Origin of the sequence: Qipengyuania algicida (assembly GCF_009828025.1) — a bacterium.
Taxonomy (GTDB): domain Bacteria; phylum Pseudomonadota; class Alphaproteobacteria; order Sphingomonadales; family Sphingomonadaceae; genus Qipengyuania; species Qipengyuania algicida.
Genome location: NZ_WTYA01000007.1, coordinates 1 through 19,584, shown reverse-complemented (window position 1 = coordinate 19,584; position 19,584 = coordinate 1). Strand labels below are relative to the sequence as shown.

The following is a 19,584-nucleotide window of genomic DNA, read 5'->3' as shown; positions in this document are numbered from 1 at the left end:
ATGACGCCAACACTTTAATAATTCAATTTTCTCAAAGAGAACTTAAGGTCATGCTTTGCGTCCAGTCAACCGCTTACCTCGCATTGCAGCATAAAATTGAAGTTTCGCGGTCAGGCTGCTGGACGTTTATCCAGCAGCCTGGAACTGGGTTCCAGAACGTTATCAAAGCGCATCGAAATGATCCAATAACCATAGGATTCCAGCGTCGTTCTGTAGCCTGCGATGCCACAAGGCCGACAGTTTGAACGTGACGCTCTGGCTTGGTGCATCGAGGCACACAACGCCCATGGATTGTCCAATCGCTTCAGCAAGCCTGCGCGGGACCTGCGCAACGAGGTTGCTTGCTCCAACCGTGGCGATAGCTGTCAGGCCTTCATAAGCAACGGCGGCCGGTTCCGCACCATAACTCATCTGCAGCCCGGCGACATCGGCGACCTGGCGTATCTCGATCAATGCGCTCGGCATACCAAACGGGTGGACCGTGCCAATCTGCAAGCGGGGTTGACGATCGACTTCCTCCTGCTTGACCGGCCTGCCCACCAGTGGATGATCGGTCGCTGCGATCCACGCAAATTCATCGGAAAACAGGGGACGGGTCACGAAACGGTCCGGGACATGATCGAACAAGCCAACCGAAAGGTCGACCGAACCGTCTTCCACCATAGCCGGTAAATCCTTGTCGAGCGGAACCAGCCGGATGACGATACCCGGCGCGATCCGCCTTACAGACGCAATCAGCTTAGGAGCTAGGAGCGTGCAAAAATACGAACCCACCGCAAGAGTGAAAGTCCGTCGAGCGGTCGCGGGATCGAAGGTGCTCGAAGCCAGCGCTCCGCGCAGACGGAGAAGGCCTGCGTGAACTTCGGGAGCCATTTCCATAGCTCGCGCGGTCGGCTGGAGTGAGCGACCCGATCTTACGAAAAGAAGATCATCGAAAGCATCGCGCAGGCGGCGCAGCGCATGGCTGACCGCGGACTGGGTAAGCCCAAGACGATCCGCCGCACGCGTGGTGCTGCGAAGCTCGTAAAGAGCGTCGAAGGTTTGAAGGAGGTTTAGGTCAATCGGAATCATGAATCCTGTTCATACCATAATCGCCAAATCGCCATTAGGCGAATTGTTGCGGCGCACTATATCGGCAAGGCAATCACGGTGCCTGTGTGCCGAAATCCGTATGACATGAGGAAATCAGGGTGGAAAGTGTGGGTCCATTGAACGAATCTCGTCCTGCGCAGGGGCATGATGCCCTGGGCGACGAATGGACGGATGAGCGCGCCTTTTCCGAAGATACCAATGCCGAGGCCGCACCCGATGTCCAGACCGAACGACCAAAAGGGATCAAGCGCTGGCGCAAGCCCCTGCTGCTGCTTGCCCCCATCGTGCTGATAGCGGTCGGCTCATACGTCTATCTCACCGGGGGTCGTTATGAAGCCACCGACGATGCCTTCCTGCAAACCGGGCTGGTTTCAGTGAGCCCGAACATCAGTGGCAGGGTTCTTTCCGTCGAAGTCAGCGACAACCAGCGGGTCACGAAGGGACAGGTCCTGTTCCGTATCGATCCGGCCCCGTTCCAGGCGCGGGTCGATCAGGCCGAAGCCGATCTGGCACAAGCGATGACGCAGGTTTCTTCCCAGCGGGCAGACTACCGCAAGGGTCAGGCGGAGCTGGCAGCAGCGCAGGCACAAGCGCGCTATGCAGAGCGCGAAGCAGCCCGGCAAAAGGAACTTCTGGCGGAAGGCATATCAAGCCAGAACCAGTACGATCAGGCCGTCCTCGCCGCCAAGACAGCGCGGCAGGGCATCCAGTCCTCGCAGCAGCAAAACGCGTCTCTCGCGGCGCAATTGTCGGGCAATGTGAACGCCCCTGCGACCGACCAGCCCGCCGTTCGGGCAGCGCAGGCAGCGCTCGACCAGGCCAAGCTCGACCTGAGCTATACCACTGTACGAGCCGCACAGGATGGCATTGTCGCCAAGGTCGACCAATTGCAGGCGGGCGACTACGTCACTGCCGGAAAGCCGGTGTTCAGTGAAGCCAGCACCCGCATCTGGGTCGAGGCCAACTTCAAGGAAAACCAGCTGCGGTATATGCGGCTCGGACAAACCGCGAAGGTCAAGATCGACGCCTACCCGGACCTCGATCTGACTGCGCATGTGTCCAGCTTCAGCCCGGGCACCGGCAATGCTTTCTCGGTTCTTCCGGCGGAAAACGCCACCGGCAACTGGGTCAAGGTGGTGCAACGCCTCCCGGTTCTGCTGACAATCGACAATCTGCCGAAGGACCGCCCACTTCACGCAGGGCTCAGCACCGAGGTAACGGTGGATACCGGACACAAGCGCACCCTGTTCGGCCCCGATGTGCCACCAAACGAACCGGAAGCGCATAAGTCGAAATGAGCGACGCCTACCCCGCCCCGGCGACGCGGCGGTTCATCACGGCTTCCGTCATGGCGGCGACGGTGATGAATTCGCTCGACAGCACGATTGCCAATGTCGCCCTGCCGCACATGCAAGGTAGCCTCGCCGCATCCGCCGATCAGATCACCTGGGTGCTGACCAGCTATATCGTCGCTGCCGCGATCATGACCCCGCTGGCCGGATGGCTGGCGGGAAGGATCGGGCGCAAGCGCCTGATCCTGTGGTCGATCGTCGGCTTCACCACGGCCTCTGGTCTGTGCGGGCTGGCAACCAGCCTTGGCGAGCTGGTCGGGTTCCGCCTCTTGCAGGGCATGTTCGGTGCCGCACTCGTGCCGATGAGCCAGGCGATCCTGCTCGACATCAATCCCCCTGAAAACCACGGCCCGGCAATGTCGATCTGGGGCATGGGCGCCATCCTCGGCCCGATCATCGGACCGGCACTGGGAGGCTACCTGACGCAGAATTACGACTGGCGCTGGGTGTTCTATATCAACCTGCCGGTCGGGGTTATCGCTTTCCTGGGACTCTCACTGTTTCTCTCGGAAGCCAGATCGCTTGAAAAGCCGCGCCTCGACCTGATGGGCTTCGCGATGCTTTCGCTCGCGATAGCCTCCTTCCAGATGATGCTCGACCGTGGGCAATTGCTCGACTGGTTCTCGTCGTGGGAGGTATGCGGCGAGGCGGCGGCGGCAGCGACCTTCTTCTACCTCTTCATCGTCCACACCATGACCGCGGAACGCCCGTTCATCGATCTTGCCCTGTTCAAGGACCGCAACTTCGTTTCCGGATCTTTGCTCGGGTTCTTTCTGGGCGTGCTGATCTTTTCGGTGCTCGCATTGCTGCCGCCGATGCTCGAAGGACTGATGGGTTATCCCGTAGTCCTTACCGGGCTTGTGACTGCGCCGCGCGGGCTTGGAACCATGGTATCGATGATTATCGTCGGCCAGCTCATCACTCGCGTCGACGCGCGCCTGCTGATCGGCACCGGGCTCGCGGTTGCCGGTTACGCGACCTATCGAATGAGCGGCTTCTCGCTGGGTATGGACGAAAGTCTCGTCGTCTCGACCGGGTTCATCCAGGGAATCGGCACGGGGCTGATCTTCGTTCCCTTGTCGACCATCGCCTTCGCGACGCTCAACCCGAAGCTTCGCAATGAAGGCGCTGCGATGTTCACCCTCATTCGCAACATCGGTTCGGCCATCGGCATTTCGGTGTTGCAGGCAATGACGATCCGCAATGGCGATACGGTCCACGCACGGTTGATGGAGGGAATTCGCCCCGACAACCCCGCCGTTCAGCGCACGATGCCCGGCTTCGATTTCAACTCCGCAGACGCACTCGCCCGCCTCAATGCCGAAGTGTCACGTCAGGCGGCGATGGTCTCGTACATCGACGCCTTCCATTTCCTTTTCATCACGACGTTGTTCGTCGCCCCGCTGATCCTGTTCATGCGGCCACCGAAGGCCGGGAGCAAGGGACCGGCGGTCCACATGGATTGACCTCATGCGAGATATTCTTCCCATCAGAACCCTCCTGTTTGCCGCGAGCGCCGCATCGGCATTGGCCGGATGCACGGTCGGGCCTGATTTCGCACCTCCGCAAGCGCCTTCTGCAACAAGCTATCGCGCGGCATATGACACGTCAGGAATGCCGGTTCCGGGCGCCCCTGCCGTCATAAGAGGCGAGGGACCGGAGTTGCGGTGGTGGACGGCCTTCAACTCCCCGGCCCTCGACAAGCTGGTCGATCAGGCGCTGGCCAAGAACGCCAGCCTCGAGGCTAGTAACGCCACCCTTGCCGCTGCGCGGGAGCAGGTGGCGGCGGTTCGCGGCAAGCAATTGCCCCAGATCGACGCAAATGCGCGGGCCGAACACGAGCAGGTCAATCTCGCGTCGGTCGGCTTCAAAGCGAATCCCGCGCTCGGCATCGACGGCAATCCTGAATTCAACCTCTATTCGGTCGGCGCGGGAGTGTCGTTCGATCTCGATCCATTCGGCAAGCTCCGTCGGGGCACCGAGGAGACCGCTGCAAAGGCGGAAGCACAATTGCGCCAGACCGAGGCGGCCCATCTCGCAGTCGCAGGTAAGGTGGTCACGCAAGTTTTGACCATCGCCGCGATCCGCGACCGCATCGCCACCGCCAATGCGCTGCTGGCAGACGACCGGCGTAACGTCGATCTCACCAACAAGCGCAAGCAGGCCGGCGAAGGTACGCTGGTCGAAGTGCTAAACGCGCAAAGCCAGTTCGAGAACGATCGCAGCGACATTCCCCAGCTCAAACAGCAACTCGCCGAGGCGCGGCATCTGCTAGCAACTCTGATCGGAGTGACCCCGTCCGAGCTTGGACCGACGGATTTCGACTTCAGCCAATTCACTCTGCCATCGCAAATCCCGGTGACACTGCCCTCCCAGCTGGTTCACAAGCGCCCGGACATCCTGCAGGCTGAAGCCAACTTTCACGCGGCCACCGCAGCGGTTGGCGTTGCGACTGCCAATCTCTATCCAGACATCAACATCGGTGCCTCGCTCGAGCAAGGTTCTACGGATTTCACCCATCTGCTTGGCAATTCGTCGCGTGGCTTCGATCTGTTCGGCGGTTTGCTGGCGCCGATCTTCCATGGTGGCACGCTGAAGGCTGAAAAGCGCGCCGCAGTGGATCGTGCGAAAGCGTCTGCGGCGACCTACCGCCAGACCGTGTTACAAGCCTTCCAGCAAGTCGCGGACCTGTTGCAGGCTGTCGATAGCGACGCCCGCTCGGTTGCCAACCAGCACGAGGCGACAGCGGTTGCGCAGAAATCGCTCAACCTGTCGCGGCGCAGCTTTCAGGTCGGCAATACCGGCATCCTCCAGACGCTGGATGCCGAGCGGCAATATCAGAAAGCGCGCTACAATCTGGTCGAGGCGCAGGCACGCCAATTCACCAATGTGGCACAACTCTACGTCGCTACCGCAGGCGGATGGATCGAACAGAAGAATTGATACGCGCCTGGTCCCTCAAGGTCGTCCAGGCTTTCCTCTAAGGAGGACAAAACGAAAAACGGGACCGGTTTACGCCAGTCCCGTTTTCCGATTCAAAGATGTCTCTGCATTCAGGCGATTTTGACCGTGCGCAGATAGGGTCTGATCGTCGTGAAACCCTGAGGGAAGCGAGCCTTCGCGTCTTCGTCCGATACGGACGGTGGAATGATCGCTTCCTTGCCGGAGACCCAGTCTGCAGGCGTCGCGACACCGTTCTTGTCACCGAACTGTAGCGCATCGATCGCACGCAGGATCTCGTCGAAATTGCGGCCCACACTCATCGGATACGTCATCGTCAGGCGGATCTTCTTGTCCGGATCGATGATGAAGACAGAGCGAACTGCAGCCGTCTCGCTCTGATCGGGGTGGATCATGTCATAGAGCTTGGCGATCTTGAGATCCGCATCGGCAACGATCGGAAATTTCAGTTCGGTGTGCTGGGTCTCGTTAACGTCCTCGATCCACTTGGCATGTTCTTCCGCCGTGTCGGTAGACAGGCCCAGAGGCTTCACATTACGCCGCTCAAACTCGGACGCGAGTTGCGCTGTGCGGCCCATTTCCGTGGTACAAACCGGGGTGAAATCCGCCGGATGGCTGAAGAAGAACACCCAGCTGTCTCCGGCCCAGTCATGCAGGCTGATTTCGCCAAGTTGGGTATCGACGGTGAAATCGGGGGCGATGTCTCCAAGGTGCAATGTCATGATAGTCTGTCCTTTGCTGCTACCCCTTGGAGATAGTGCGCATTAATGGATTCCACCATTTCAATTTATCGATTACAGAAAATACAATTACGATTTTACCCGGTCGCCACCCTGCTACGGACTTCATCGAGCCATATTTTCAAGAAATGGCCTGGCTCCGGACAGGTCATACCCTGCATTGGCTGCCACCTTGATCACGCGGTCGACGCCCAGACGATCTGCGTTCGCCGCCGCCCAGAGCGTCGTGCTCCGGGTACCGCTACGGCAGAAGGCCAGTATCGGCCCCGGCAATTCCGTCGCCGCCGTTCGAAAATTTTCCACAATCCCTGGGGTGAGCTGCCCCGGCACGAAAGGCACATAGCGGTACTCCAACCCCGCGTCGCGCGCTGCCGCTTCGACCTCAGCCGACGAAGGCTGTCCCGGCTCTTCTCCATCAGGACGGTTATTGATGATAGCGGCAAATCCCTGTTCGGCCGCTGCCGGAATTTCAGCCGTCGTGAGCTGTTCATTCACGGAAAGAGTGTCGTCGAGCTTGCGTGCGTTCATCTTGGTGGGTCCTCTAGTGTGTGACAGTCGTATTGCCGTACATAAGCGAGGAGAGCCACTATATCGACCAAAGATCATCACACGCCGCGCTAGCGCTGCCCAAGCCCAGACAAGCCTTATCCGAGGACGCCCTGCGCCCAGGAGACAATCGCCTGCGTATTCATCGCACCTGACTGGCGAGCGATTTCCCGACCATCCCGGAACAGGATAATCGTCGGAATTGAGCGGATTGCGTAGCGTCCCGCAATATCGGTTGCCGCCTCGATATCGATCTTGGCGAGGCGAACTCGTGGCTCGAGCCGACTGGCCGCTGCTTCGAATGCAGGCGCCATCGCCCGGCACGGCCCACACCAGGCGGCCCAGAAATCCACCAGGACCGGCAGGCTGCCCTTACCCACAAAGCGATCGAACATCGTACTGTCGCAGGCGACCGGCTTCCCGGTAAACAATGCGTTGTGGCAGCGTCCGCAGCTCGGCGCGTCTCTTAGCCGCGCTTCCGGGACTCGATTGAGTGCGCCGCAAGACGGGCAGACGACCATCGCCGCACTCATGCGGCACCTTCGATACAAATCGCGCACAAGGAATCGAACATGCTTCGTACCTGTGAATCGGAAATCGAATATATACGTGATTGCTGGTCGGTCCGGGCTTCTACCGCACCGGCATCCCGCAACACCGCCAAGTGCTGCGATACGGCCGCCTGACGCAATCCGGAAGCATCGGCCAACTCACCGACCGATGCCTCACCCGCCGTCAAGTGGCACAGCAGCAACAAGCGGTCGCGATGGGCAAGCGCTTTCAACTTTACGGCCAGACCGTCCGCAGATTCGCGCATGACATCCATCGCAACCGGCAAGGTCATGCAATCTCCATCGTCAACGGCTGGTTGTCATCACGGAGCACTATGTAGATCGCAGGAATGACCAGCACAGTCAGCAAGGTCGAGGACGCCAACCCGAACAGCAGGGAGATCGCAAGCCCCTGGAAGATCGGGTCGGTCAGGATCACCGCAGCCCCAATCATCGCAGCCGCCGCAGTCAGCACGATCGGCTTGAAGCGGATCATCCCCGCCTCCAGCAACGTGTCGCGCAGTGACTTTTCCTCACTCCTCGCATGACGAATGAAATCTACCAGCAGGATAGAGTTCCGGACTATAATCCCGGCAAGCGCGATGAAGCCGATCATCGACGTAGCCGTAAACGGCGCACCGAACAGCATATGGCCAAGCACGATCCCGACCAGCGTTAGCGGGATTGGCGTCAGGATGACTAGCGGCAGCTTGAAGTTCTTGAACTGCCCGACGACCAGTACGTAAATGCCCAATAGCGCCACCATGAAGGCCGCACCCATATCGCGGAAGGTCACCCAGGTGATTTCCCACTCGCCGTCCCAAAGCAACGTGGTGTGGCTTTCATTCTCAGGCTGGCCATTCAGGCTGATATCCGGCTTTTCGAGTCCGTGCGCCTGCCAGTCGAAATGGTCGATTGCCTTGTCCACCGCTAGCATCCCATAGATTGGTGCTTCGTAACGGCCGGCCAGCTCGGCAGTCACCATTGTCGCACCGCGGCCATCGCGGCGGAAAATTGTCTGCCCCCCCTTCGTCTGCGTGGCATCGACCACCTGGCCGAGCTGGATCAACTGCGGCCCGTTCGCTCCTTGTGCAACCGCAACTGGCGTTGCAGCAAGTGCCTGCGACCAGCTGCGCTGGTTTTGGTCCAACGTGATCTGGATCGGCAATGGATTACGCCCCTGCCCCTGCGGCGCATAACCCACCGTATTGCTCCCGAGCAGCGCGCCGATGCTGTCATAGATCTGCTTCTCGGACAGCCCGTAATGATCGAGCTTATCACGGTCGGGCACCAGCCGGAGCTGGGGCTCCGGTACGCCGAAGCTGTTGTCGACATCGACAATATAGGGAACAGATTTGAAGATCTTTTCAACCTGTAGTGCGGTCGCGCGGCGTACGGCCTCGTTGGGACCATAGATTTCGGCAAGCAAGGTTGACAGCACTGGCGGCCCTGGCGGAGTTTCGACGACTTTGATCGAGCCATCCGCCGGAAGCTTGATCGCAGCCAACCGCTTGCGCAGATCGACGGCGATATCGTGGCTCTCGCGCGAGCGGTCGCTCTTGGGCGCCAGTGTCACCATCAAATCGCCCATCCACGGCTTGTCTCGCAGGAAGTAGTGGCGAACAAGCCCGTTGAAGTTGAACGGTGCAGACGTGCCTGCATAGGCCTCCATCGCCTCGACTTCCGGCACCTGGCGGGCAACTGCCGCTGCCTGCTCGAGCACGCGCGACGTCGCCTCCAGACTAGTCCCTTCGGGCATATCGACAACCAGTTGCAATTCCGACTTATTGTCGAATGGCAGCAGCTTCACCGTTACCGCTTCGAAGTAGAACATCGAACAGGCTACGACAGTCGCGACACCGACAGCTATAAGGAACACTTTAGCGCTGCGTTTGGTCGCAATGACGCGCGAGGCAACACGCGCGTAAAGCATCCCCAGCCTGCCTCCATGCGTATCCTCATGCTCGTGCGATTCCAGCAATGTCGAGCGCGCAAAGCGAATCATCAGCCATGGCGCGATGATGACCGCGACAAAGAAGGAGAACACCATCGCCGCCGAAGCGTTGATTGGGATCGGTGCCATATACGGCCCCATCATCCCGGACACGAACAGCATCGGCAGCAAGGCGGCAACAACGGTCATCGTCGCAACGATTGTCGGATTGCCGACCTCGGCCACCGCATCGATGGCCCCCTGCACCCGGGTACGATCATCCTTCATCGCCCAATGGCGCGCGATGTTTTCGATCATCACGATCGCATCGTCGACCAGGATACCGATCGAAAAGATCAGCGCGAACAGGCTGACGCGGTTGATGGTGAAACCCATGATCCGTGAGGCGAACATGGTCAGCAGGATTGTAGTGGGGATGACGATCGCGGTCACGCCTGCTTCCCGCCAGCCGATCGCGAAGCCGATCAGTATCACGATCGAAACCGTCGCCAGCGCGAGGTGGAACAACAGTTCATTGGCCTTTTCATCAGCCGTATGGCCATAGTTGCGCGTCACCGACACCTTGACCGTATCGGGGATCAGGGATCCTTTGAGGGTGTCGATCCGCTTCAGCACATCTTCCGATACGGTGACCGCATTTGCACCGGCGCGCTTGGCAATAGCTATGCTGACAGAGGGTTCCATGTCCCATGTCTTGCCCTCGCGCGACCAGCGCCACGAACGAGCCTGATCCTGACTTGACCCCTGCGTCACGGTCGCCACATCGCGCAGATAGACCGGCGCCCCGCTAACCGACCGGACGATCAGCGAACCGACTTGCTCGGCACTCTTGAGAGTCTTTCCGGCAATGACATTGGTGGCCTCGCCATTATCACGCACCATTCCGACCGGAAAACTGCGATTGGCCTGCGATGCGGCATCTATCACGCTGCTGAGCGGCACCCTATACTGTGCCAGTTTCGCCGGATCTGGGGCGATGCGAATTACCTGCTGCTGACCGCCAGTGATAAAGGTCAGCCCGACATTATCGACCTTGGCGAGTTCGGTACGCAGCCTTCCTGCAAGCTCGGTCAGCGATTGCGCTGTCCAGTTGCCCGGCGCACCCGGCTTCGGTTCCAGGGCGAGCGTAACTATGGGCACATCGTTGATACCGCGCACCGTCACCTTGGGCGGCGGTATGCCAACCGGGATACGATCGACATTGGCGGCAATCTTTTCGTTGATGCGGATGGCAGCATTGTCCGCGTCTGACCCGACCGCAAATCTCGCGGTGACAATCACGCCATTGTCTTCGGCCTGCGTATAGACGTGCTCGACACCATTGACCGACTTCACGATCGTCTCAAGCGGCTTGCCGACAAGCTCGATTGCATCCTGCGCAGAAAGCCCCGGTGCGGCGACCTGAATATCGACCATCGGCACCTTAATCTGTGGCTCTTCCTCACGCGGGATCGTCATCGTGGCGATGATTCCGACCAGGATAGCGGCCAACAGAAACAGCGGTGTGAGCGGGGAATTGATGGTCGCCTTGGTCAGGCGCCCCGAGATGCCAAGGTTCATTTGCTCGTCCCGAGTACTAGACGATCACCAGCCGAAATGCCCGAAAGGATTTCAACCATGCCCTTTTCCATCGAGGGCGAGGTCTGCACCGGAACAGTAGCAAGCTCGCCCTTGGGACCGCGTACGGAGACATAATCGATGCCGAAACGCGTCGTGACATATTTTGCTGGAACCAGCAGGGCAGTATGGGAACCGGCCTCCACCTTGGCGGCGACCCGGCGGCCAATCAGGCTGCCATCGAGCCCGGGCATTGTGGCATCGGCGCGGACCTGGCCTGAGTTGACCGAGGGATAGATCTTCGTGATCGCCCCACGCTCACCCTGGCCATTGCTGTTAATGTCGCCTGTGACCACTGCCGAGCCAACTCGCACTTGCCCCACCAGAGATTCGGGAAGATCGAGCCTCAGAATCACCGGGCCCGAAGTAATCGTCGCGATCGACATTCCCGGCGCCACCGCAGAGCCAGCAGGAACGTCTGCGTTGAGCACCCGACCCGTCGAGGGCGCGAGCACCGCGCCTTGTCCTGCTACTGCTTTGACGGCCGATTGCTGCTGCTGCGCAGCGCGAACCTGCGCTGCAGCAGCGCTAGCTGCCGCCTGCGCTTGTTCAAGCCGGGCCTTGGAATAGACGCCGTTATTGTAGAGGAACTGCGTGCGGGACAGGTCGGCCTTGGCCTGCGCAGCCTGGGCCTGAGCCGCGGCAGCCTGCGCACCATAGGCACCGCTCTGGTAGCCAAGCTGACTGTCGACAATCCTTGCAATCAATTGTCCCTTTTTCACATAGTCCCCGTCCTTGACAGTGACTTTGGAAAGGATGCCCGGGATGCGTGCGAGCGCCTGCGCCTGATCTACTGTCGAAACCTCGGCACTGACCGACGCCCAGGTAGGCGCGTTTGCCTGCTGGACGGTCAGGATCGGGCCCTTGGCGGCCGACTTTGTTTGTGGCGCAATGGTTTCGCTACCACAACTTGCCAACAGGATTGTGACGGCAAGCGCCGCCCCTGCCAGACCGATACGAGGCCCACCCATCCTTATTCTCCTCAACGCTGGACGGGCAGGTTGGCACACGCCCAGGCAGCCATGCCGCCGTTAAGATGCGTATCGATCGCCGCCTCGGCCTTAGCGCATTTATTGAGCGCCATGGCCGAACGTTTCCCGCCTGCACATACCAGCACCACCGTCTTGCCGGGAGCCCTCGGCAGAGCCGACGGATCGAAGCTTGAAAGGGGTCGGTTGATGGCCCCGGTAATATGACCCGATGCGAATTCACCTGGCTCGCGCACATCGACAACCACCGCTTTGTCGCCAGCCATCAATTGCTCCAGCTCGCCCGGGGAAAGCTCATTCATGGGCGCTTTTTGACCGAATCCGAACATATTCACCTCATCCATCAGAATTGCTACTTGCGTATATTAGAATTTCACAATATACGTCAAGGTGAAATTGTTGGAGAGTTGTCATGGACAAACCGCATGTCGTCGTTCTCGGCGCGGGATTGGGGGGCACGATCGCCGCCTATGAGATTCGCGAAGCCCTGAAAAACAAGGCCCGCATCACAGTGGTGAACAAGGGTGACGATTACTGGTTCGTACCATCGAACCCCTGGGTTGCGGTTGGCTGGCGCGATGGCGATGCGCTGCGTGTGCATCTTCCCCCGGTCATGGAGAAACGCGGCATAGAATTCACCGGTGTCGGTGCCCGCAAGGTACATCCCGACAAGAACCAACTCGAACTCAACGATAATTCGGTCATCGACTACGATTATCTGGTGATCGCGACCGGACCCGAACTGGCCTTCGACGAAATCGAAGGGTTTGGCCCCGAACGCAACACAGTCTCGATTTGCCAGACCGACCACGCGCTCGCTGCGCATGACAAGTTCGAAAAGCTCTGCGCCAATCCACAACCTGTGATAGTCGGCGCGAGCCAGGGCGCATCTTGCTATGGCCCGGCATACGAGATGGCGATGGTGCTCGATACCGAGCTCAAACGGCGCAAGATCCGCGACAAGATTCCGATGACCTTTGTCACCCCGGAACCGTACATTGGCCACCTTGGGCTCGACGGTGTGGGCGATACGAAGAGCCTGCTCGAAAGCGAAATGCGCGACCGCCACATCAAATGGATCACCAATGCCAAGGTGTCTTCGGTCGAAGAAGGCATGATGCATGTCGAGGAAGTCAACGACGATGGATCGACCAAAAAGACCCATGACCTGCCGTTCGGCTGGGGCATGCTGATGCCGCCCTTCCGTGGGGTCGATGCAGTCATGGGAGTCGAAGGCCTCACGAACCCGCGCGGGTTCATCCTCACTGACAAGCACCAGCGCAATCCCACCTATCCCAATGTATTCGGCCTGGGCGTTTGCATCGCGATTCCGCCGACAGGCGCGACAGCGGTCCCGGTCGGCGTGCCCAAGACCGGCTTCATGATCGAAAGCATGGTCACGGCGATTGCGCAAAACCTGAAGGAAATCTTCGATGGCAGGGAACCGACCCACGAAGCGACCTGGAACGCCATCTGCCTTGCCGATTTCGGCGATGGTGGCGTAGCTTTCGTCGCCAAACCGCAGATTCCGCCGCGCAACACCAATTGGGCCTCGGAAGGCAAATGGGTGCACCTCGCGAAGATCGGCTTTGAGAAATATTTCCTGCGCAAGATCCGCAAGGGTGAGAGCGAGCCCTTCTATGAAAAGCTCGCTCTTCATGCGCTCGGTATCAAGAAACTTCGCTTCGACTAGGAGGAATGGACAATGAACCTCGATCGTGCGGTTATGGCATTTGCCGGTGTAGTGGTCCTCGCCAGCGCCATCCTTTCAGTAACCGTAAGTCCTTGGTGGATCGCGCTGACCATGTTTGCCGGACTCAATATGCTTCAGGCGAGCATCACCGGCTTTTGCCCGGCGGCAATGGTGTTTCGCGCGCTGGGCGTCCGCTCGGGCTGCGCCTTCCGCTGAGACGACTGATGCGCAATTCCGTTCTTGTCGCCCTGCTGTCGGGCTCGGTTCTGGCTGCCCCGGCCCATGGACAATCGCTCGATAGCGTAATCGATGCGACACTGGCGCATTCGCCCACGCTTGCCGCAGCGCGCGCCCGTGCCGACGCCGCCGCCGCCAAGGTCGACGAAGCGCGCGGGGCTCGATTGCCGCAGGTCGATGTAAAAGGCCAACTTGGCTACGGACGGATCGACCCGCAGGGATTTTTCAACCTGCCCGCCGACAATGTAACACCGCGTACGGCTGCGCTCAACGTCGAGCTGCCATTGTTTACCGGAGGGCGTTTGGGCGCTGCGAAGCGTCAGGCGGAAGGCGGTGAAGCTGCCGCAAACTCCGCCGTCGAAGCGGCACGACTTGCGCTGAGAGTGCAGGCCGTGAAGGCCTATGCCGATGAGCTCGGTGCACAGAAACGTATCGCTAGCTATTCAAGAATGGTCGACGCGCTGAAAGAAACCCTACGTCAGGCAAAGCTGATGTTCACAGCCGGCAATGGCACATCGACCGATGTTTCACAGGCGGAAGCGCGCCTCGCACAGGCCCAGGCCGGACTCGCGGCCGCAGAAGGTGAAAGGCAATCGGCGCTAACCCGGCTCAAGACGTTGACCGGCAAATCGATCACCCCCGACGCCGAGTTGCCGGGGCCGCCGCCTGTTCCCGCCAACATCGATGAAGCGGTTGCACAAGCGATGGCTCACAACCCGCAGCTGGCCCAGTCCGAAGCGATGATCAAATCGGCCAAGGCCGGACTGGATGGCGCGCGCGCAGAAAGATTGCCGAGTGTATCGGCCTATGCCGAAGCCTCCACGGTTCGAGACGAGTTCTTTCCGGGCTACAAGGCCGACAGCACCAGTGCGGGTGTACGGCTGCGCTGGAAGCTGTTTTCCGGCGGCCAGACCAGTGCTCGTGAACGTGGTGCCGCAGCGAACCTCGAAGCCAGCAAGCACGACTACCAAGCAGCCCGAGATATGATCGAGCAACAGGCGACGCAGGGTTTCGAGACTGTGCGGGCCGCACGGGCAGTGTTCAAGGCCGCTGAGGCGCGAGCATCCGCAAGTGAGAGCGCGTTGCGTAGTACTAGGCTAGAAGTCCAATCCGGCGCGAAACCGCAGCTCGCCCTGCTGGACGCGGAGCGTGAAGCGATCGATGCAGAAAGCAGCCGCATCTCTGCACAGGGCAACCTACTGGTCGCTGCTTACTCATTGCGCGCCATTGCCGGTATGGACGAAGCCACGCGCTGACTTCGCCATCGCATGGCGCGCCATATTCGAGGCAAATCTTGTCTCGCCCGAGGAGGTTGCTGCCATGACGATGTCCAGCCATCCGCTCCGGCTTCGTGCGATTGCCGAAATGCACCTGCGACCGATGTCGCCGATCATTGCACCGTGCAGGATGTTGCAGGTCGTACGTTTGACCGACCACAACAGTCTGGACGACGAAATCGTCCACGCCAGCATGGTTGCCACCAAGCTGGATGGGAATGCGAGGCATGTCTCAGGGAATACAAACAGCGGAATCGCTTTCGCATGGGAGCGGCATAGCGAAGCCAGCACCGCAATGATCATCCTGCCAGATGCGGTCGAACCAGCGGAGGCATCGCGAATGATCGCGTGGCTGGAAGGGTTTCCCGGCCTCGTCATGCGTGCCACTCAGATCGATGTCGCGAAAGACGAAGATGCAGCGACAAACCTGATCGAAAAGGCCGGATTTGCAGTTGACGAGCTGGTCGCCGGTATCCTTGGAACGGCGCGGTTCTGGTCCGATTTCAAACTGCATGAGGACAGTCGCTATGGCCGGATCGTGCTATCAGCAGGCCATATGCAGCCGAATGACCTCGGCCGTTTGGTTCAGCAGCTCCAAGAGCTAGGCAATTACCGCAATCTTGCGCTGATGGGGTTTGCACTTGCACGCGACGAGGCCCCCGCAATCCAGGCGGTCGAGGAAAGACTTGTTGCCGTCACTGATGCAATGCGCGCGGGCGATGACGATCACGGCAATCTCGACGCGCTCACCACCCTCGCGGCCGAAACTTCTGCCCTAAGGGCACGGACAGGATATCGCCTCGCTGCAACAGCTGCCTATAGCGAGATCGTCGACGATCGGCTAAAGACACTCTCGCCCAGGCCTATTCGCGGTGCCCAGACGCTTGCGGATTTCACCGAGCGTCGCCTGCTACCCGCGCGGCGAACCTGCGCGGCGTTCAAGCGGCGGATCGATGCAGCCGCCGAAGGGATCGAGCAGGCGACGAGTATGCTGCGTACGCGTGTAGACCTGTCGCTTGAAGCACAGAATATCGCCCTCCTGCGATCAATGGAGCGCAGCGCCGCTCGACAGCTCAAGCTACAGCATTTGGTCGAAGGGTTATCGGTGGTGGCGCTAGCCTATTACGCAGTGGCACTGCTGGACAAGATCGTCTCGGGTGCCGAGGCTGCCAGATGGCTGAGCTGGGATGCCCATATCGTCACCGCGACAATGGTTTTGCCCGCACTACTCGGATTCGCCATCCTGCTGCGCTGGCGGACGCATCGCGTTGGCCGGGAAGACTAATTGCCGCCGCGGCACTACGCCTATCGCAAGCATCCGCTCGGAAAGCGTCAGTGGCGCTTGTCGGTGCGACACCAATACCAGGCCAGTACCGCTTTCCTCAAGCCATGCTCTGAGTCGCTCGATCAACAGGGCCTCTGTCTTAGAATCGAGCCCCTCGGTCGGCTCATCCAGCAGCAGCCACGGTCGTTCGGCGAGCAACGCGCGCGCCAGAGACAAGCGCTTAAGCTCACCTCCCGACAGAATACCGCCGCCCTCCCCCAGCATCGTGTCGAGGCCTTCAGGGGCAGTGAGGATACGCTGGTCGAGACAGGCGATACGCAGCGCTTGCCACATCGCATTCGCGTCGACACCTGAGCGCGCAACGCGTAGATTATCGGCAATCGACCCAGCGATCATCGGCGCATCCTGTGGTGATAGCGCAATCTGGTCACGGATCGTGGCTGAAGGAATATCCGTGACCCGCCTGTCACCGAGCGACAGTTCAAATACAGAAGTCCTCCAGCCCGCCAGACTCTCGAGCAACAGCGTCTTTCCCGAACCGGACTGGCCAGTGATCGCAATTCGCGTGCCGGGCGCGACAGATTCATCTCCGATGGTCAGAGCCAGCGCCTGTGAGCCACGCGTTGAGGGTGCGAACGGTGCAGCGGGAAGCCTTTCCAGACTTGCCAAACGCCGCAGCCCCTCTTCGACACGCGCCTGCCGCAAAGCTGTGCGGGCCCAGGCAGTCATCGCCTCGATCGCCGAAACCGAAGCAAGCAGCGCCAATGCCACACGCGGCGCGCTGGCCGTTGCGCTCATCAACACCAGCGCAGCCGTGCCTCCGGTATAGATCGTAAGCACAGCAGCAATCACGCCCTCGCCCCGGAACAGCTGTGCATTGGCGCGATCGAGTTCGGCAGCAATCCCGTTCAGCTCCAGCGTTACCCGATCGGCGAGACCATAGGCGATAATTTCGGCACGCGCCGCCGCATATTCGACGTATCTATCGCGCAGTTTGCCCAGCGCTTCAGCCGCGTCTCGCGCAGGAGTGCGCGTAAGGCGTGTGCCCAGCTTGCGGAGTATGGTCGGCAACATCACCAAGAGCGCCAACAGCACCACTGCCGCCTGCCATCCTGCAAAGGCGGCGATGATCACTCCTGTCGCTGCACCGATCATGCTGGCAGGCAGTGTCGGACGACGGACGATCAGATCCTCCAGCGCTGCAATATCGCCGATCAGCCGCGCGCTGGCATCGCCCCCCGAAAGGTCTGGAGCGTTACGGTTATCCTGCGCAACGAGGCGCGCGAACAACCGTCCGCGAAGGCCCGCCATCGCAAACAACGCCGCCTGGTGCGACCACAACCGCTCGCCATAGCGCGAGACGGTCCGCAGGATCGCGAGCAGGCGGATCATCGCACTGGGAATTAGATAGTTGAACCCATAGGCGGTGGCCGCGCCTGCAGCCCCGGCAAGCGCCGCTGCCGTGAGAAACCAGCCCGAAATCGCCAGCAGCAGGATCGACGAAACGGCCGCCACAGTCGCGGCGAGCGCCGCCAAACCGATATAGCGGCGCACCTGAGGTGTCATGTCCTGTCCGAACAAGCTTCTGCGGCTCATAGCGCCACCTCCAGCCGCGCCGCAGCGACCAGTGCGGGATCATGTGTCGCCATTAACACAGCCCGCTCGCGAGCAATCTCAACCAGCAAGGCGATAATCCCGGCCGCACTGTCGGCATCCAGATCTGCCGTTGGTTCGTCACAGAGCAGTAGCGGTCGCCCCGACAATAGCGCCCGCGCAAGCCCAATTCGTCGCCGCTCGCCACCCGACAGTCCAGATCCGCGATGATCGATGGCGAGAGCAAGGCCGCCACGCGACGCCATGACTTCCCCCAAACCCACACGCTCTGCGACCATAACGATTTCGGTTTCGCTCGCGTCTGGCACGGCGAGCCCGATATTCTCGCCGAGAGTGCCCGGCAGCAGCAGCGGACGCTGCGCCGCCCATGCGATATCGGCAGCATCGAGTGCGCCTCCTCCAGCCGTCGTGACGCAGCCATCGATATCGCCAACCTGCCCGGCAATCGCCGCAAGAGTGCTGGTCTTGCCGCTGCCGGTCGGACCGGTGAGCGCCACGAGGTCATGCTGTGCAACATCAAACGTCAGCGGTCTGATCCGGACGCCCGGCCAGTCAATGGTGAGATCCTTCACGACCAAGCCGTCGAAACGTGCAACCGACGACAGCGTAGAAGGAACCTCGGGGAGCGCCTGTTCCAGCGTCTGCAACGCTGCCTCGCCAAGCTGCTTTTCGTGGTAGGCTGCCGCCAGCCTGCGCATCGGGAGATAAAATTCCGGTGCCATCGCCAAGGCGAAGAACGCGCGCTCGAGCGTCAAGTGTTCTGGCGGTGTGAAAGGCAACATGCCGAGCAGTGCGAAACCGCAATACACCGCTATTAGCGCCACAGCCAAGGCAGCAAAGAATTCGAGGACCGCACCCGACAGGAAAGCTGCTCGCAGCACGACGATTGTCCGCTCTGCGACTTCGCGCGCGGCGCCGGAGACCTGTCGACCGATCCGTTCCTCCGCTCCATAATGCCGGATCAGCGGAAGATTGCGGACGCGGTCGACGAACAGACCGGACAATTTTTCGAGAGCACTCAGTTGACGCTCCGACGCACGCCGCGCCGCCGTGCCGGCTAGGATCATACCGATTGCAAAGGGCAGCATCGTGCCGAGCATGATGAGCGCAGACACCCAGCTAGCGATGGCAGTGATTGCCGCGATTATCAGCGGACCGATCATAGCGCTGACTCGCGCGGGCCGAAAACGAGCGATGTAAGCTTCCACGGAGGCGATATGATCGATCGCCAGCGTTGCGCTTTCGCCGGCAAGAAGCGGCTTATTGGTACGCCGTCCTAGCAGGCCGGGGAACAATCGCTCTCTCCAGCCACCAGCTACACGCTGAGCTTCGTCGATCGCAGTCCAGTGGACGCCCAAAATGCCGACTCCACGCAAAATGGGGCCCAGGAGCAGCGCCACCATCGCGGGCCATTCCGGACGCTGTACCGCAACCAATGCGCTAACCCCGTAAGCTACGCCAAGCGCGAATACTGCCGCACCGGCCGCGTCGAGCATCCAAAAGCCGTGAATACGTTTATCACTTATCATTACGTGCAATTATGTAATCATTTTATTTGATCCAGATTACGGCTTGGGGTAAAGCCTTCCAGCATCGCCATCAAGCGCGACGCACGCGCAAACGGTTTCGAAAGACTTCTTGCCATGATCGATTTCGCTGTTGTTGAGCTCTCTCGG

Annotated in this window: 17 protein-coding genes; 7 read left to right on the top strand and 10 right to left on the bottom strand. The window is 60.2% G+C overall.

The window, feature by feature from the left end:
- Positions 1–162 precede the first annotated feature (162 nt).
- Entirely contained in the window at positions 163–1,071 is a 909-nt protein-coding gene (locus GRI58_RS09870) for a LysR family transcriptional regulator (protein ID WP_160753435.1), read from the bottom strand.
- Positions 1,072–1,208: 137 nt separating this feature from the next.
- Here GRI58_RS09870 and GRI58_RS09865 point away from each other — a divergent pair, with 137 nt between their 5' ends.
- From GRI58_RS09865 to GRI58_RS09855, 3 genes are read left to right on the top strand one after another with little or no spacing between them, the layout of a single operon-like run.
- Complete coding sequence (locus GRI58_RS09865; RefSeq protein ID WP_237452227.1) at positions 1,209–2,390, top strand: HlyD family secretion protein; 1,182 nt, start codon at positions 1,209–1,211, stop codon at positions 2,388–2,390.
- Entirely contained in the window at positions 2,387–3,910 is a 1,524-nt protein-coding gene (locus GRI58_RS09860) for a DHA2 family efflux MFS transporter permease subunit (protein ID WP_160753434.1), read from the top strand. Before GRI58_RS09865 ends, GRI58_RS09860 begins: the two co-directional genes overlap by 4 nt.
- 4 nt (positions 3,911–3,914) lie before the next feature.
- Positions 3,915–5,387 (top strand): efflux transporter outer membrane subunit, encoded by a 1,473-nt coding sequence (locus GRI58_RS09855; RefSeq protein ID WP_160753433.1) that lies wholly within the window; start codon positions 3,915–3,917, stop codon positions 5,385–5,387.
- A gap of 110 nt (positions 5,388–5,497) precedes the next feature.
- Here GRI58_RS09855 and GRI58_RS09850 read toward each other — a convergent pair whose 3' ends face one another.
- The 7 genes from GRI58_RS09850 to GRI58_RS09820 all read right to left on the bottom strand — a co-directional run bounded on the left by GRI58_RS09850 (position 5,498) and on the right by GRI58_RS09820 (position 12,146).
- Positions 5,498–6,127 (bottom strand): peroxiredoxin, encoded by a 630-nt coding sequence (locus tag GRI58_RS09850; RefSeq protein WP_160753432.1) that lies wholly within the window; start codon positions 6,125–6,127, stop codon positions 5,498–5,500.
- 123 nt (positions 6,128–6,250) lie between these two features.
- Complete coding sequence (locus tag GRI58_RS09845; protein WP_160753431.1) at positions 6,251–6,673, bottom strand: protein tyrosine phosphatase family protein; 423 nt, start codon at positions 6,671–6,673, stop codon at positions 6,251–6,253.
- 116 nt (positions 6,674–6,789) lie between these two features.
- Complete coding sequence (gene trxC, locus GRI58_RS09840; RefSeq protein ID WP_337190955.1) at positions 6,790–7,212, bottom strand: thioredoxin TrxC; 423 nt, start codon at positions 7,210–7,212, stop codon at positions 6,790–6,792.
- Positions 7,213–7,220: 8 nt separating this feature from the next.
- Positions 7,221–7,535, bottom strand: a complete 315-nt coding sequence (locus GRI58_RS09835) for an ArsR/SmtB family transcription factor (protein WP_202386919.1) — start codon at positions 7,533–7,535, stop codon at positions 7,221–7,223.
- Complete coding sequence (locus GRI58_RS09830; protein ID WP_160753429.1) at positions 7,532–10,756, bottom strand: efflux RND transporter permease subunit; 3,225 nt, start codon at positions 10,754–10,756, stop codon at positions 7,532–7,534. The genes GRI58_RS09835 and GRI58_RS09830 overlap by 4 nt, the downstream gene beginning before the upstream one ends.
- Positions 10,753–11,784: an efflux RND transporter periplasmic adaptor subunit gene (locus GRI58_RS09825; protein ID WP_202386918.1), complete on the bottom strand. Its 1,032-nt coding sequence runs from the start codon at positions 11,782–11,784 to the stop codon at positions 10,753–10,755. Before GRI58_RS09825 ends, GRI58_RS09830 begins: the two co-directional genes overlap by 4 nt.
- A gap of 11 nt (positions 11,785–11,795) precedes the next feature.
- The gene (locus tag GRI58_RS09820; RefSeq protein WP_237452226.1) at positions 11,796–12,146 is read right to left on the bottom strand and encodes a rhodanese-like domain-containing protein; all 351 of its coding nucleotides are present in this window, start codon (positions 12,144–12,146) and stop codon (positions 11,796–11,798) included.
- A 68-nt stretch (positions 12,147–12,214) separates the two neighbouring features.
- Here GRI58_RS09820 and GRI58_RS09815 point away from each other — a divergent pair, with 68 nt between their 5' ends.
- The 4 genes from GRI58_RS09815 (at position 12,215) to GRI58_RS09800 (ending at position 16,294) form a co-directional block, all read left to right on the top strand.
- Positions 12,215–13,495, top strand: a complete 1,281-nt coding sequence (locus GRI58_RS09815; RefSeq protein WP_160753428.1) for an NAD(P)/FAD-dependent oxidoreductase — start codon at positions 12,215–12,217, stop codon at positions 13,493–13,495.
- 12 nt (positions 13,496–13,507) lie between these two features.
- The gene (locus GRI58_RS09810) at positions 13,508–13,711 is read left to right on the top strand and encodes a YgaP family membrane protein (protein WP_160753427.1); all 204 of its coding nucleotides are present in this window, start codon (positions 13,508–13,510) and stop codon (positions 13,709–13,711) included.
- A gap of 8 nt (positions 13,712–13,719) precedes the next feature.
- Positions 13,720–14,988 carry a TolC family protein gene (locus tag GRI58_RS09805; RefSeq protein ID WP_160753426.1) on the top strand — a complete coding sequence of 423 codons (1,269 nt, stop codon included), beginning with the start codon at positions 13,720–13,722 and terminating at the stop codon, positions 14,986–14,988.
- A gap of 64 nt (positions 14,989–15,052) precedes the next feature.
- Complete coding sequence (locus tag GRI58_RS09800) at positions 15,053–16,294, top strand: DUF3422 domain-containing protein (protein WP_160753425.1); 1,242 nt, start codon at positions 15,053–15,055, stop codon at positions 16,292–16,294.
- Here GRI58_RS09800 and GRI58_RS09795 read toward each other — a convergent pair.
- On the bottom strand, positions 16,235–17,890 hold the full coding sequence (locus GRI58_RS09795) for an ATP-binding cassette domain-containing protein (protein WP_237452225.1): 1,656 nt from the start codon (positions 17,888–17,890) through the stop codon (positions 16,235–16,237). The two genes, GRI58_RS09800 and GRI58_RS09795, sit on opposite strands and share 60 nt — an antisense overlap.
- Positions 17,887–19,404, bottom strand: a complete 1,518-nt coding sequence (locus tag GRI58_RS09790; protein ID WP_237452224.1) for an ATP-binding cassette domain-containing protein — start codon at positions 19,402–19,404, stop codon at positions 17,887–17,889. Before GRI58_RS09790 ends, GRI58_RS09795 begins: the two co-directional genes overlap by 4 nt.
- Positions 19,405–19,584: the final 180 nt, after the last annotated feature.

What these genes read in the sequence shown, in the direction of transcription:
- GRI58_RS09845 (WP_160753431.1), bottom strand. Translation starts at nt 6,673, where the DNA reads ATGAACGCACGCAAGCTCGACGACACTCTTTCCGTGAATGAACAGCTC.
- GRI58_RS09805 (WP_160753426.1), top strand. Translation starts at nt 13,720, where the DNA reads ATGCGCAATTCCGTTCTTGTCGCCCTGCTGTCGGGCTCGGTTCTGGCT.
- GRI58_RS09870 (WP_160753435.1), bottom strand. Translation starts at nt 1,071, where the DNA reads ATGATTCCGATTGACCTAAACCTCCTTCAAACCTTCGACGCTCTTTAC.
- GRI58_RS09850 (WP_160753432.1), bottom strand. Translation starts at nt 6,127, where the DNA reads ATGACATTGCACCTTGGAGACATCGCCCCCGATTTCACCGTCGATACC.
- GRI58_RS09795 (WP_237452225.1), bottom strand. Translation starts at nt 17,890, where the DNA reads ATGAGCCGCAGAAGCTTGTTCGGACAGGACATGACACCTCAGGTGCGC.
- GRI58_RS09855 (WP_160753433.1), top strand. Translation starts at nt 3,915, where the DNA reads ATGCGAGATATTCTTCCCATCAGAACCCTCCTGTTTGCCGCGAGCGCC.
- GRI58_RS09815 (WP_160753428.1), top strand. Translation starts at nt 12,215, where the DNA reads ATGGACAAACCGCATGTCGTCGTTCTCGGCGCGGGATTGGGGGGCACG.
- GRI58_RS09800 (WP_160753425.1), top strand. Translation starts at nt 15,053, where the DNA reads ATGACGATGTCCAGCCATCCGCTCCGGCTTCGTGCGATTGCCGAAATG.
- GRI58_RS09830 (WP_160753429.1), bottom strand. Translation starts at nt 10,756, where the DNA reads ATGAACCTTGGCATCTCGGGGCGCCTGACCAAGGCGACCATCAATTCC.
- GRI58_RS09790 (WP_237452224.1), bottom strand. Translation starts at nt 19,404, where the DNA reads ATGCTCGACGCGGCCGGTGCGGCAGTATTCGCGCTTGGCGTAGCTTAC.
- GRI58_RS09820 (WP_237452226.1), bottom strand. Translation starts at nt 12,146, where the DNA reads ATGGATGAGGTGAATATGTTCGGATTCGGTCAAAAAGCGCCCATGAAT.
- GRI58_RS09835 (WP_202386919.1), bottom strand. Translation starts at nt 7,535, where the DNA reads ATGACCTTGCCGGTTGCGATGGATGTCATGCGCGAATCTGCGGACGGT.
- trxC (WP_337190955.1), bottom strand. Translation starts at nt 7,212, where the DNA reads ATGGTCGTCTGCCCGTCTTGCGGCGCACTCAATCGAGTCCCGGAAGCG.
- GRI58_RS09810 (WP_160753427.1), top strand. Translation starts at nt 13,508, where the DNA reads ATGAACCTCGATCGTGCGGTTATGGCATTTGCCGGTGTAGTGGTCCTC.
- GRI58_RS09860 (WP_160753434.1), top strand. Translation starts at nt 2,387, where the DNA reads ATGAGCGACGCCTACCCCGCCCCGGCGACGCGGCGGTTCATCACGGCT.
- GRI58_RS09825 (WP_202386918.1), bottom strand. Translation starts at nt 11,784, where the DNA reads ATGGGTGGGCCTCGTATCGGTCTGGCAGGGGCGGCGCTTGCCGTCACA.